This is a genomic window from Paraburkholderia strydomiana, from assembly GCF_031456815.1.
GTDB classification, from domain to species: domain Bacteria; phylum Pseudomonadota; class Gammaproteobacteria; order Burkholderiales; family Burkholderiaceae; genus Paraburkholderia; species Paraburkholderia caledonica.
In genome coordinates, this window is sequence record NZ_JAVDVL010000014.1 from 38,489 (window position 1) to 51,731 (window position 13,243).

The following is a 13,243-nucleotide window of genomic DNA, read 5'->3' on the forward strand; positions in this document are numbered from 1 at the left end:
GAAAATATGGGTGCTCATAGATACCCGCATATCGCGGCACAGGTGGCATTTGAACTTTTGCCTGAGCGCAGATTCGAATGGCATTCCATTCCCGGACACGATCTCACGTCAAACAGCCGAAGTCGACGGCGGATTCAACCGGTCGATGCAACACACTAGAGTCTGCGCAGGCAGTGGAGGTGTTGCAATGAAACAGAGGCCGAGGATCTACTATTCTGAGAGTCAGAGGGCACTGATGTGGGACCGCTGGCGCAAAGGCGAAACAATTCATCAGATTGCCAGACTGTTCGATCGGGGCCACTCTTCAATACAGCGGATACTCGCGAAGGCGGGCGGCATCGAGCCACCGCAAAGGCATCGCGCACTGAAGGCATTGACGCTTGCGGAACGCGAGGAAATTTCTCGCTGCCTGGTAGCCCGATTGTCGATTCGGTCTATTGCAGCCAGGCTGGGACGAGCTCCTTCCACGATCAGCCGCGAGCTCCAGCGCAACGGAGGCATGCAAGATTATCGAGCGAGTCAGGCGGACGCGCTCGCCTGGGATCGGGCACGTCGCCCGAAGGTTTGCAAATTGGTGAGAGACCAGACGCTGGCGCGAGTCGTCGCTGCAAAGCTGAAGCTGCAGTGGTCTCCTGAGCAGATTTCTGGTTGGCTCAGGCATGTATATGCCGTCAACAAGGACCATCTGGTGTCACACGAGACGATCTATCGCTCAGGCTCGGGGCGCCCCTGAAAAGGGAATTGCTTGAACACTTGCGACGCTCTCGAGTCATGCGTCGGTCCCGGCACCACACATTGAAAACTGAAGACCGCACGAACATTCGCGACGCTGTGTTGATCAGCGAACGCCCCCCTACAGCGGAGGATCGCGCAATACCCGGGCACTGGGAAGGTGACTTGCTGTATGGCAACGCTACCAGCCAGATTGCAACTATCGTCGAACGTCAAAGTCGATTCGTGATGCTGGTGAAAGTAGCCAGCGAGGATTCTAAGGCTGTGGTCAACGCGCTGATACGACACGCCAGCAAGTTACCTCGGGAACTATATAAATCGCTGACCTGGGACAGGGGCTCGGAAATGGCCGATCACAACCGCTTTACCGTGGCTACCGACATCAAGGTCTATTTCTGCGATCCACAGCATCCTGACAACGCGGCTCGAACGAAAACACGAATGGGCTTCTGAGGCAGTACTTCCCTAAAGGCACTGATCTCTCCGTCTATTCACAAACCAGACTTAATGTCGTAGCCTGGCGGCTCAACGAACGCCCCCGAAAAACACTAAACTTCGACACGCCGGCTGAGCGATTTCATCAAACCGTTGCATCGACCGGTTGAATCCGCCACTCCCAAGCGACAGTCGAGACACCTCTCCAGCGGACATTCATCTGAGAAGCCAATCCGACCTTGCATAGGACGGCTTCGTCCGCGATTCACGCGTGGCATATTGCGATGATTCGGCGCAATGACGAAACGCAGACGCACCGCCGATCATGTCTTCGGGACGTTCAAGCACTGGCTGGAGTAAACGCGCTTCTTGACGCGCACGGCTGTCCAACGGGTGGACCGAGATGAGTCTAAACGTGCTTACCTACAACCTCATGAGATTGCCGAGAATCTTGGGACTCAAGAGGACAATGAAAGCGATGCGGCCGGTGGGTGCCTGAGTACTCATCGACCTTTAGAACAAGCTCAAAATCGCTACTTAAAGGGCGCTAGACCCCTTCAGCAGTTCGTATCGCCGACTGAACTGTCAACATGCAAACCGCCACATGTGTGACGCGAGGTCGGAATCGCGTGCATTCAAACTCTCTTGGTGTTTCCACACAGCCTGGGCCGTCAAGTGTCACCGTGAGTAAGTGAGCTGTATCTGGCGCATCTCGTCCAAACGACTTGCCCAGTGCAAGCTTCGACCGCCGGTTCAGCAACGATTGAATTGGCAGCAGCCCGGTCGAGCGCGGCATCAATCGGGTGATCGCTGCCGTTGAAACGCTGGCGCTGCTCCGCGTCGACGACCACGAAATCCACCAGAATGCCGGAGATTTTCACCTGCTTTCCGGGTAAGGATACCGCATCGGGCCATCAGCTTTACTTGGACGACGACGATGGCCCCCGGGCCAGGCCCGGCGCGTCGCCTGCCCCATGGCGAGCATTTCGCCGAGCACCACTTCTTCCATCGAGACGTTCCCATCTTCATCGGCCGTCTCGCCGGTGCGAACCATGCTGTCCCATACAGTCGGTATCGGCCCAAGCTCTCAGCCTCGGCAGCAACGCTTACGGCCGCCCTGACCGACGGAACGCTCATTGCGACATTATGCAAGAATATGGCAAAGAACTTCGAAACGCAGTCTGTCAACCATGGCGACAGTCGACACCGCACCACACGTTGCAACGAACCGCCGGGGCGTTGCCTTTACTCTCGTTCATCAAGGCCGCGCTGTCGAATGCCTCGTTACGACCGCCGCGCTAGAATCCTGTTTCTGGCTGGAACCCGCGGCCAGCGACGCTCGCATGCTCAAAACGTTCAGCGACGGATACCGCCGAATCCGCGCCATGGCCGAACGCAAGCTACTAGTCCGTCCGCAAAGGAAGGTCGAGTTGACACCGAATGATTTCATTCGGACCTGATGCTTGTGATCAAGCGCCTAGAGGACAGAAGGTCCGAGTCAGCGACTGGCTCGTCTCACCGTGTTCGGTCATCAATTCGACGCGAATTGGTGTGTTAGCGCTCGCCTTCGGTAGTGGTTGCCGCGCCTAAGGCATCTGCGAGGGTAGTTGATTGAGCTCAAAAACGTAACGTCACCAGTCGGCATCCGGATGCAGGTTGACACAGAGCCCCGCAAGCATCTGATTGCGCGAATGAAGGCCCTACCCTGAGTCAAACGCGAAAGCGCCGGCCGCTGGCAATCGGTGCTTAGACGTTATGTCGACCTTCGTCGGACCGATGAGGGTATGTTGCATTGAGTCAAACAGTGCTCCGGGCGGTGGTGTACGGAACCGGTTCGTTGCGCGCAACAACTGAATTTGTGCGCATGCATTGTTCGAGAGCACGTGAAAGGACCGCAGTGCATACGAAACCCGCGATCGGGACGCGTGACATCTGCGCCCTTCGCCAGCACCAGGCCAAGCTGAGCCGCGCCGAGGGTCCGAGGCCGCCATCGCATGGTTGTTCGCTGAACCCACCAAGGCGGGCGTATGTCGAACTTTAGGCCAGCGCGGAGTGATAACAAAATATCGGCCGTTTACTTTTGCCCAATGAGCAACGATAACTGGGGTGGGGTCGACAATGTATTCGGTGCAATGGCTGCACTCCTTTGCACTACACATTATCTGGACTACATGGGCTCCTCAGCTGGCCAACTCTGCATCACCGCGGCAACAAGGTGACGTAGCTGGCGACGCGTCGCGCCGCCTCTGGCCCGAACGGCTAGGCCCTGAATGAAAGTCGTGAGAAACGACGCAGCGTCAGCAGCACTCATGCCAGCGGGAAAAGAACCTGCGTACTCGATCTCGCCGAGACGAACGCGTAGTCTCCGCTCGAACTCATTTCGACTCTCAGATAGTTCCTGCGCCACCAAGCGGGCCTCGGCACTACAAGCTAGCGCAGAAAACGTAACTAGGCAGCCCGATGGTCTTTTCTTTCCCGTATGGAGGTCGACAATGCCTTCCAGCAGCGCCTGGGCAATAAGTCGCGGCGTTGACTGCGCTAGTGCCCTCGAGCGAAACGACAGATGATTGCTATTGTACCGATCAACGACTCGCCGGAAGAGCCCTTCCTTGCTTTTAAAAGCCTTATACAGACTCGACTTCTTTAAGCCCGTTGCCTCTTGGAGGTCGGCCAACGACGATGAGTCAAAGCCCTTTTCCCAGAAGACATGCATTGCCTTCTCCAGTACGTCGTCCTCATCGAATTCTCTTGGCCGTCCCACCTCAATTTCCTTGATGAAAGCCCGCCCGAAGTGACGTTGATTTCAAACGTGCATTCAGCACGATGCGCGCCGTGCGAGCACCGGCCGCCCACGTATAAGTCTTCATTACCGCGGAAAGTCAAACGTCCAATTTGCGTCGACAGCCATTGTGCATTATAAACCATATGGTCCACAATCAGATCGCCGTCACCGATTGGTGACTCCGGTCAGCGGAACGAAAATCATCCCTTTTTTGCTACCCTCTTAAATGGGAGTTCCGGACGTTCGTGGACGCCACCTGGCAAAGAGCTATTTTTGCCGGCCAGGACAGAACTGCCCGTTACGATCATTTGATGTCGAGGGTGGACGCATCGACAACGACAGGCTTTCTTTGCGGGGCAGCGGCCCAGCCCAACGCCGAGAAGAGTGCCAACGTCATTCCACCGGGCAGATCCTCGCATCGCAGAATTCCTGAGCGCGTTCAGCGCGTCGGCGAAAAGCTATCTGGGACGCGCCACCGTCGAAGCAGCTCGAATCAGAAGCATAACCGCCGCTAAACACTTGTCCACTGGAGTCGTATCATGACCGACAATATTTCCTTCATCGTCCATCTGCCCGGCAAGCCGGAAGCCCGCGAAGAGCTATTTACCAGCCTCGAAGCAGTTCTTGAGCAGATGTCCCATGAACCGGATTTCGTCAACACGTATCTCCATCGTTCGATGGAAGATCCGGAGACACTGGTGCTCTACGAGACTTGGGCATGCAGCCCCCAATACTTCAAAGATGTTCATCTGAAAAGATCATATCGAGTAGAGTATTAAAGCAAGCTGCAGCAGCTGTTGAAGTCCGAGCGGAAGTTCGAATGGCTTGAACCGGTTCGCGGCTTCGAGCGCGCAGTGAAGTAAGCGACTATGAGATAGCGTCACATGGCATCACTTTTCGGTCGCCTCTGCCGCCAATGGTAGCAGCGAGCCAGCGAGGCGCTCGCTGCTTTGCAGCAGAAGAAGTAGCGTTCGACTCACCGGAAACTCCTCGACCGAGGGCGCCTAGGCCGAGCGGCGACGGCAACGATCTCGCATTACGCTGAAACGGCCGGCTCATCGGCAGGTCGTAAAAACATCGTCCTTCTGCCGCACACTTTAATTAACTTGCGCTGCAAAGGATTTACCTTAGGAACAAGAGAAAAGCGCGCAGGTTAGCGGTCGCCGCGGCGGGTTCGTCCTGTGCCCTGTCGAAAATGCGACTCGCCAGGGCAACAGCCAGCGACTACCGGTTGACCCGGCATCCCAGTCCGGCCTTTAGGCAGAAAGGCGCTTCACCACGTCGGCCAACGCTGCGCCAACAGAACGTACATTTAGGCTCGCTCTCTCATCGAGGATAGCGCTGCCCTCAAATGCCTTGTGCGCAGATCCGAGAGAAAACGACTGCGGAATAACGATCGAACCGAGCTTCTCCAAAACGCCACGAAATGCTAACGCAGAGCGAAGGCCGCCCATCGGCCCCGGCGAGGCGGAGATTATTGCAGAAACTTTGTTCGAAAACAGAAGGACTCCTGACTCGCCGGTCGATGTGGTGCGGCTGATCCAGTCGACTGCATTTTTCAGCACAGCCGTATAGCCACCGTTATGTTCGGGCGACGCTATCAGAAGGCCATCATGGTCTGCGAGCAGTCGTTGAAGAGCCAGTGCGTTTTCCGGGGCGCCTTGCTCTTCCTCAAGGTCACCGTCATAGAGCGGTAACGGGTAGTCGGCAAGAGAAATAACAGTGACTGATGCGCCACTATCGCGTGCACCGCCGATCGCGATCTCAAGCAATTTTCGATTCAGCGAGTCGCGGCGGGCGCTTCCAGAGAGGGCCAGAATTCTAACGGTCATGGTTGTAATGGAACCTTGTCGTTGGGGACGAAACGGAAAATTGCTGACAGTACATCGAGTCCCAGCAGGCAGTACTTTCACTGGCCGTCGGAGAATCCGTTGGCCGAGCCACCGCCGAACGCGCCTTTGTATTGGCTGCTGCTAAAATCACGTTAGCAGCAGCGCGAGTTCACGTCATGTTAATGGCCCTGAAAAGTTCTAAGTCAGGTCCGTACAGCACGCGGCGACCGCACCGGCGGCCTGTGCCGCGCATCCCAATGTCCCTTGATCGCTCAGCGATTGGTAAGCGCTCCCTAAGCCCGATTCGGCCGCGAGCTATAACTTGTGTATCTATAAGGCCGGCCAACGCGGCTTTCCAACACAGAGCCCGTATCGCAATCATCAGACGGTTCGCTCGATACGCACGCATTCGAGAGACACTAGACTGCCGCCGCGTCGTCGTCGCAATAATCGCGAAATTGGCCACACTCTATCGCAGATTCAACTTACTAGACGCTCGATCCCGACAGTCGCCATACTCGATCGCTTCAAAATATACGCGGGCAAAAGCGGGCGTCTGCGGAGGGAGACGGATCTTTTTCTGATGACGCTCAGCAGACACTCTTCGGTATTCATTGTTGCATGGCGCGCCGCCCAACTTAATATCGGCTCGCCTTAGCTTCGTGGGTCCGACGGTCGCCGCGTGACATTAGGAACCTTACGGTCCATAATGGCGTACGTTTACAGACCGTTGCCTCAGCACGGGCCAGCCGAATGGACGGAGGAGAAAGGGATGAAAGACAGGTTATCAGGGAAAGTTGCGTTCGTTACGGGTGGCGCTCGAGGCATCGGCGCTGCGATCGTACGGCGACTCGCCGCCGAGGGCGCAATAGTCGCCTTCACGTATCAAAGCTCGTCAGAGAACGCGAGACGGTTAGCACAGGAAATCGAGGCGAAAGGTGGTCGCGTTCTGAGCTTGCAAGCCGATGTTGTCGACTCGTTTGCCTTGGCTAGCGCCATCACAGAAGTAGCCCGAAAGTTTGGGCGAATCGATATCCTGGTGAACAACGCCGGCGTTTTGCTATTAGGCTCAGTGGATACGTTCTCAATTGAGGATTTCGACAAAACGCTGGCCGTCAACGTGCGAGCCATCTTCATTGCAGTGAAGGCCGCATTGCCGCACATGGGTGATGGCGGTCGTATCGTTAATATCGGTAGTTGCAATGCTGAGCGGATGCCTTTTCCCGGCGGAAGTGCGTACGCCATGAGCAAGGCTGCTCTGCAAGGACTCGTACAAGGCATGGCCCGCGATCTGGGCCCCAAGGGAATCACTATCAACAATGTGCAACCCGGACCGACCGACACCGATATGAATCCAAAAGCCGGCGAATTCGCACAGGCTTTGCACGACTTGATGGCCTTGAAGCGTCACGCGTCGGCCGACGAAATCGCTGGAATGGTCGCTTATGTCGTCGGTCCGGAAGCAAGTTTTGTGACGGGCGCAAGCCTTACCATCGACGGCGGCTTCAACGCATAGGCCTGCCGCCGTTGACGGTCTATTTGCTAGGTAGTGCAGATCGTGCTCGCGGTAACTACGCTGGGGAACCGAGATTTTGCGTTCTGTTAATGAACAGGTTGCCGTGTAGAAGGTCCGCAGTTTTGCACCATTGAGCGGCTCAAACCGAGCATGGCGATATTCCTGGGCGTGGGTTGGCGCGTGGCTCGTCCGACGCGTATAGCCTCACTGGCACGAAATTGATGCCGAACTGTTCTTCGATCTAGATGACGTTCGGCGCGCGCACTTGCTCACTGCACCCAACCCAAGCACCCGGCAAGCCAAAGCTCAACGGGGTTCTGCGATAAATTGCGCGCGGAAAATTCGATCGCCGCCAGAGGCCACTGTAAGTCTCGCGATCTGGATCGGCTTCAAGCGGTTCACGCCTTCCAAGACATCACACGTAATCGTGCCGGCGCTAACACGCGCGATTGTCTATAAGCCAATGGATATAGCTCTCGCCGAGTGCGCCCGCCCCCCCTTTTCAACAGCCCCAGCCCAACATCGTCATTCGTGAAAAGTTGGCAAAAATAAATCGATCCTGGTAGACGCGACGTAGTGATAGAGCAACAATAGCCTCGTTTGCCGTATGCATCGTAGGTTCCGCGAACAGCCTTGAGTGAAGGAGCCATTCTGCGTGCGCCTGCAGTCCAAGGGCAAGCTTTGCGCTTGGGCCTGACTAGCCAATGTCGTTGCGTGCGGCCGCGATAGCAAGTCGGTAGCCCGCGGTTGCCAATAGAGTAATATGCATTAGCCGGACCCTTACCATGATTCAGATTGGATCCCTCGATGTCGATCTTGAAGGCCGACAGTTGCTGCGGAATGGCGTTCGGTTGGCCGTCGGCGCGCGAACATTTGACATCCTCGTAGTCCTCGTTGAAGCCCACGGCAGCTTCGTATCAAAGCATGATCTCATACGGCAGGTTTGGCCCTCAACGATCGTCGTGGAAAATAATCTCTACGTACACCTGTCCAAGCTACGAAGCCTCCTGGGAGAGAACAGATCGCTGCTGCAAACGGTCACCGGCCGCGGCTACCGCTTGACTATCCCTGGCGCGCAGCACCAGTATCGCCTCTCGCGCATTGCCCAAGCCGAAGAAACCAAGGCATCAGCTAAGCTTCCCATACCGAACAACCTTCCCACCCTCACATCGCCCATAATTGGACGGGATGACGCGATCTCAGAGCTTATTGACGTACTAGCAGTCGACCAGCATGTAACGCTTGTCGGTCCTGGTGGGATAGGGAAGACGAGGCTTGCTATTGAAGTCGCACACCGAGCGCTAAGCCTGTTCCGAGATGGGGTTTATTTGATCTCGCTTGTGTCAGCAACTGACTTCCAAGACGTCTTGCATGCGGCCACGCGCGCTCTTGCTGTTGAGGCGTCGGACGGACCGCTGTCCTTGACGCGAATAAGCGAGGACTTCATCGGCTCGCAGGTGCTGGTCCTATTGGACAACTGCGAGCACGTTGCTGCCGCAGCCGCACAATTGGCCGAGGCGCTAGCCGGTGCAAGTAAGCTGACCCGCGTGATCGCCACTAGTAGGGAACCGATACATCTTACAAAGGAGCGCATCTACCGGGTCGAGCCGCTCAGTGTCGCGGAGCAAACAAATTTCAAAGATGACGCCTTAAGATGCAGTGCTGTTGAGCTTTTTTTCTCGCACGCAACCGCACTGGACCCCCTTTTTCCGTCCGATGAGCGCAGTCATGAATTGATACACTCTATCTGCCGTCGACTTGACGGTATCCCTCTTGCTATCGAGTTGGCGGCGGCGCGTGCGTCGGTCTTAGGTGTGGAAACGTTAGCAACCCGCCTGGACAGCCGCTTCAGCGTACTTACTGGAGGCAGCCGTTCCGCGTTGCCCCGACACCAGACGCTCAAGGCCACGTTCGACTGGAGCTACGCATTACTGAACGAACCGGAGCGTGCCACGCTTCGACGGATTAGTGTATTCCCGGCAGCCTTTACGATGCCGGCCGCCGTGGCGGTAGCTTCGGATTCGTTACTCGGCGAATTCGCCATCGTAGATGCGGTCGCCGGGCTAATAGACAAGTCACTCGTCGCCCGGACTACCTGCGCGGGCACAAGCGCCTATGAACTGCTACAAACCACCCGCGCCTACGCACAAGAGCGACTCGATGATAACGGCGAGCGGCAGCAGGCGAGCAGGCGCCATGCCGCGTTTTTCTGTGAAACGCTTGGCCCAATGTCCGATACCAACTCCTTTCGCGCGTACAGCGCGTGGCAACACGCCATGCGAGCTGTGCTCGGTGACCTTCGTGCAGCGCTTACCTGGGCTCTCTCATCGCAAGGAGATAAGGCGATTGCGGAAGTGCTAGCCGTTCGTTTCGTTTGGCTGCTGTTCGAGCTTTCGTTGTTTGACGAGTGCGTCAAGTGTTCGCAGCGGTCACTTGACGCACTCGTGAGCGCACTTCCAAAGAACACGGATTCATTAAAGCATGCCCGAATGCATCTGCAGACTGCAATGGCAGCGGCGCGCGCATATTTGCAAGCGCCCGGTAAAACTACTGCGCTATGGGCAGAACTGCTTACGTCGGCAATAGCAAGTGGAGACAAAACACTTGAGGCATGCGCACTATGGGGCTTGTGGAATGTTTGCCAGAGTGCGGGCGATGCGAACAGCGCTCTATCGTTCGCCAACCGATTTTCTCTTCTCGAAGCGGACGTGCATCAAGACCAATCATCTGACGACGTATCCGGTCCGGATTTCAGCATGCTGGGTTACCGATTGGTCGGGATGGCATCTCATTTAGCGGGAGACCAGCGCCAAGCCAATAGCTCTCTTCAACGACTCATCTTTGAACCACATGCTGCCGGGTCATGGATCCCTCCGGGACGCACGATCGGTCACAACGTCGTTAACGGCGCAGTATTCGCACGCGTTCTCTGGTTAAGGGGGGAGCGGGAACGAGCTTTGATGTTCGTCAATCGATGGCTCGACGAGGCGCGCGTGAAAGAGCAAGCAATTGCGACTTGTTACACGTTGATCGAGGCGGCGATCCCGATAGCGCTACTGTCAAATGATCGGAAAGCGGCAACAGAAGCGATTGGCTTATTGTGCGACGCGTCAAATCGGATTGGCCTCAAGACCGCTTGCGCGTTTAGTCGGACCTACGATTCATATTTGGTAGCTCGGGACCGACCGACGACCGATCACCTCAGCGAACTCTCTGCTGCGATAGACGAACTGGACGCTGGGGGTCTCGGCGCGCACGCTCCGATGCTCTTGGCGCAGTACGCTATTCTTCAGGGACGCTGCGGACAGCGCGGCGAAGCAATTGCGACGGTAGGTCGCGCCTTGAGGCGTTGCGACCAAACCGGGAACAGATGGTATGTCAGCGAGCTACATCGTGTGCGCGGTGCGTTATTGGCAGATATGGCGGGTACGCCAGCCGTCTCAGCAATGCTGGAGGCCGAACAGTGCTTTTTCGAGGCTATTGAAGTTGCTGAAAGGCAAGGCGCGGCATCGCTGCAATTGCGGGCCGCCCTCAGTCTTGCACGCTTGTGGCACACCCAGGGGCGCTTCGCTGATGCGCTGGACCGCTTGAAACAAGCGTGCGCTTTGTTTCCTGATGATTGCGCTTGGCCTGAAGCTCAAGAAGCATCGCGCTTAGATCAAGACTTGAGTGAGGCGATGCAGTCAAGACCCGAGACGACAAAACTCAATCGGCAGCAGGACCTAGTCCCTGCAGTCCATAGGATGGAGGTCGCTTTGATGCTTCCGGTGAGGAACACCCCTGTTCCCGCGATAATCGGCACATCGCACGAGCTGGCGACGGCGCCAGCGCAGAAGCCGGCTCTGTAAGTTCGTAGACATCTTGCTCGCCGATATTTACACGTGCGCTTGTACGGCGGCACCTTAAAGCAACAGCGCCGGGCTTAAGGGGTTGGGGTCGATTGGCAAGTCTGTCCGGACCACTCTGCCGAATCGGCAGGCACCGTGGAAGTGCAACCGTTCAGGTTTCGGTCGTCTCCATGCGACGCCGTTCCCACCGTTCGACCGATGCGCTCCCACGGCAAACCTCCCGCCGTGTCCCGCGAGATGCTCCTGCGTGAGTGCGAGTTGCTCCGGTTCGCAACTAGCGTGCGGCCAGAGGAATTGGCCCTCCTTGAGCCGTTGCGCTGCCACCCAGACCTCGATGCCGTTGTGAACCGGTACCTTCGAGCAATCGGCTCGCCAGTTGACGAGGAGGAGACATGGCGCCGATGTGCGGCGTCGCTCACCACAACCACCCTCGCCAGTGCCGTGGCAACGCCCCGCGCATGTCCATCGGCTCGACTGCCAGCCATGTCTCATCAGTCCCGACCCGAGCCACTCTCGCACTCAGGTGGCGCATTGCGCTGCCTGAGACACGGGCTATCTAGCGTCATCGGCTAGTCCGCGCGGCGACCTTCGACGCGAAGGTCACCCGGACTTGCGTTCCTCGGCTCGAGCGATATCGGTACGAATACTCGCTCCATTACGGGGCCACCACCAGGTCCCTGCATGCAACCAGCGATCGCTCGCTTCCCTTGGACAGTTCTGCCCAACGACGGAGCAGTTCCGCGTTGAGCTTGTTGCGCAACGCGATGACCGAGAGCGCCGCCCCTAGCCATTGGTACGCTACCACCCCTGTGCCTTGACCTCCGCGCCACAAGGCCGGCGTCGACGCCGGCCATCTGAGACATACTCCTCGACAGTGATCATGTGTAGTAATTTTGGATGTCGCGATGCTCACCGACCATCGACGCAATTCCAGGCAGGACGGCTTGGCACTTGCGACCGCGCGATCGGCGCACTTCGTCTTCGTCCAAATCTCTTCTTCTGAACTTAACCAGTGCGCAACTCGCCGTCGACTAGCGATCGGAAATGAAAAAGTCAGTTAAATAAAGTTTAAGGACGCTTACCTTCGGCCTGGCGTACGCTGTTCCGAATCAGCGTGATGGAAGTCCGCCGCAGGGATGCAGCTCCCGGACCTTGACCGCTGCCTACAGGCGGTCCGCTGCCCAGTTTGAAGTCAAGCGGTTGCCGCGCGGGAGAGGCGATGAACGTTCACATTGCAGGCGTGCCGATACCCGACAGTGATATCGCTCAAGGGGCGTTGCGGTTCATCCAGAAGGACATGCCGCAAATGCTAGTCAGACATGCCCTCCGCGCGTTCCTTTTTTCCTCGCTCATCGGCCGCAATCGGTCTCTAGATTTCTCGTTGGAGCTTTTATTCGTCGGTGCGGTGTTTCACCACTATGGCTTGGCGCCACGCTACAATCAATCCGGTCGCAGGTTCGAACTGGATGGGGCGGACGCAGCGGCAGACTTCCTTTCATCCAACGGAGTGACGAAGCAAGAAGCGCGAAGTGTTCGCGACGCAATCGCTCTTCACACCACGTTCGGCTTGGACGGGTTCGAATCGCCGCTAGTTGACCTTCTGCATGCAGGTGTCGCGACAGACCTCATTGCACTGTATTACGACGAAATCGGGGAAAACGATCGCCGCGCAGTGCTCCAAGCATACCCTCGTGAACGTGCATTCAAATTTCGCATAATCGAGGCCTTGGCGGACGGCATGAAGCAGCGGCCGAGAACTACCTTCGGGAATGTTAATGCTGATGTACTAGACAGATGCGATCCCGACTTCTACCGCTTGAACTTTTGTGGGCTGATATTGGGTTCACAGTGGGACGACTAAGAAGCTTTGACCAGTGCGACGCGTTGCGTCCTGCTGGACCGAGTCCGCAAACCGAGGACTTGCGACAGGGAGTCAAGGCCCGGGGGCCACTTGCCGGCGCCGCGAGGCCGCGACCGGCCGCTGTGGCTGACGCTGCGGAACACCACCACTGGATGGCATTGGGCCACACATCACTGCGAAGCCCGCTATTCGTGGGACGCTCGCTGGAAAAGCCGGGTTGTCGACCCCTTGATGTGC

8 protein-coding genes and 2 pseudogenes are annotated in these 13,243 nt (G+C 57.0%); 7 read left to right on the forward strand and 3 right to left on the reverse strand.

The window, feature by feature from the left end:
• Positions 1 to 187 precede the first annotated feature (187 nt).
• Together J2W46_RS28360 and J2W46_RS34550 are read left to right on the forward strand one after the other, a co-directional pair.
• Positions 188 to 1,337, forward strand: a pseudogene (locus J2W46_RS28360) (IS30 family transposase).
• 124 nt (positions 1,338 to 1,461) lie between these two features.
• A pseudogene (locus J2W46_RS34550) lies at positions 1,462 to 1,666 on the forward strand (IS5/IS1182 family transposase); the annotation flags it as partial.
• A gap of 172 nt (positions 1,667 to 1,838) precedes the next feature.
• Here J2W46_RS34550 and J2W46_RS34395 read toward each other — a convergent pair.
• Complete coding sequence (locus tag J2W46_RS34395) at positions 1,839 to 2,048, reverse strand: hypothetical protein (protein ID WP_374726877.1); 210 nt, start codon at positions 2,046 to 2,048, stop codon at positions 1,839 to 1,841.
• A 309-nt stretch (positions 2,049 to 2,357) separates the two neighbouring features.
• On the opposite strand from J2W46_RS34395, the gene J2W46_RS28375 reads away from it, so the two are divergent.
• Positions 2,358 to 2,627 carry a DUF1488 family protein gene (locus J2W46_RS28375; RefSeq protein WP_310358260.1) on the forward strand — a complete coding sequence of 90 codons (270 nt, stop codon included), beginning with the start codon at positions 2,358 to 2,360 and terminating at the stop codon, positions 2,625 to 2,627.
• A 707-nt stretch (positions 2,628 to 3,334) separates the two neighbouring features.
• Here J2W46_RS28375 and J2W46_RS28380 read toward each other — a convergent pair.
• On the reverse strand, positions 3,335 to 3,880 hold the full coding sequence (locus tag J2W46_RS28380; RefSeq protein ID WP_310358265.1) for a TetR/AcrR family transcriptional regulator: 546 nt from the start codon (positions 3,878 to 3,880) through the stop codon (positions 3,335 to 3,337).
• Between the two features lie 608 nt (positions 3,881 to 4,488).
• Between J2W46_RS28380 and J2W46_RS28385 the strand changes: the two genes are divergently transcribed.
• The gene (locus J2W46_RS28385) at positions 4,489 to 4,728 is read left to right on the forward strand and encodes a putative quinol monooxygenase (protein WP_310358268.1); all 240 of its coding nucleotides are present in this window, start codon (positions 4,489 to 4,491) and stop codon (positions 4,726 to 4,728) included.
• Positions 4,729 to 5,205: 477 nt separating this feature from the next.
• Here J2W46_RS28385 and J2W46_RS28390 read toward each other — a convergent pair whose 3' ends face one another.
• Positions 5,206 to 5,781, reverse strand: a complete 576-nt coding sequence (locus tag J2W46_RS28390) for an NADPH-dependent FMN reductase (protein WP_310358274.1) — start codon at positions 5,779 to 5,781, stop codon at positions 5,206 to 5,208.
• 772 nt (positions 5,782 to 6,553) lie between these two features.
• On the opposite strand from J2W46_RS28390, the gene J2W46_RS28395 reads away from it, so the two are divergent.
• The 3 genes from J2W46_RS28395 (at position 6,554) to J2W46_RS28405 (ending at position 13,006) form a co-directional block, all read left to right on the forward strand.
• Positions 6,554 to 7,297, forward strand: a complete 744-nt coding sequence (locus J2W46_RS28395; protein ID WP_310358276.1) for an SDR family oxidoreductase — start codon at positions 6,554 to 6,556, stop codon at positions 7,295 to 7,297.
• Positions 7,298 to 8,082: 785 nt separating this feature from the next.
• Positions 8,083 to 11,145 carry a winged helix-turn-helix domain-containing protein gene (locus J2W46_RS28400; RefSeq protein ID WP_310358278.1) on the forward strand — a complete coding sequence of 1,021 codons (3,063 nt, stop codon included), beginning with the start codon at positions 8,083 to 8,085 and terminating at the stop codon, positions 11,143 to 11,145.
• A gap of 1,219 nt (positions 11,146 to 12,364) precedes the next feature.
• Complete coding sequence (locus J2W46_RS28405) at positions 12,365 to 13,006, forward strand: HD domain-containing protein (RefSeq protein ID WP_310358279.1); 642 nt, start codon at positions 12,365 to 12,367, stop codon at positions 13,004 to 13,006.
• Positions 13,007 to 13,243: the final 237 nt, after the last annotated feature.

Bases quoted from the DNA above. Each gene is read 5' to 3' on its own strand.
- J2W46_RS28375 (WP_310358260.1), top strand. From the start codon at position 2,358: ATGGCGACAGTCGACACCGCACCACACGTTGCAACGAACCGCCGGGGC.
- J2W46_RS28385 (WP_310358268.1), top strand. From the start codon at position 4,489: ATGACCGACAATATTTCCTTCATCGTCCATCTGCCCGGCAAGCCGGAA.
- J2W46_RS28400 (WP_310358278.1), top strand. From the start codon at position 8,083: ATGATTCAGATTGGATCCCTCGATGTCGATCTTGAAGGCCGACAGTTG.
- J2W46_RS28405 (WP_310358279.1), top strand. From the start codon at position 12,365: ATGAACGTTCACATTGCAGGCGTGCCGATACCCGACAGTGATATCGCT.
- J2W46_RS28390 (WP_310358274.1), bottom strand. From the start codon at position 5,781: ATGACCGTTAGAATTCTGGCCCTCTCTGGAAGCGCCCGCCGCGACTCG.
- J2W46_RS28395 (WP_310358276.1), top strand. From the start codon at position 6,554: ATGAAAGACAGGTTATCAGGGAAAGTTGCGTTCGTTACGGGTGGCGCT.
- J2W46_RS28380 (WP_310358265.1), bottom strand. From the start codon at position 3,880: ATGCATGTCTTCTGGGAAAAGGGCTTTGACTCATCGTCGTTGGCCGAC.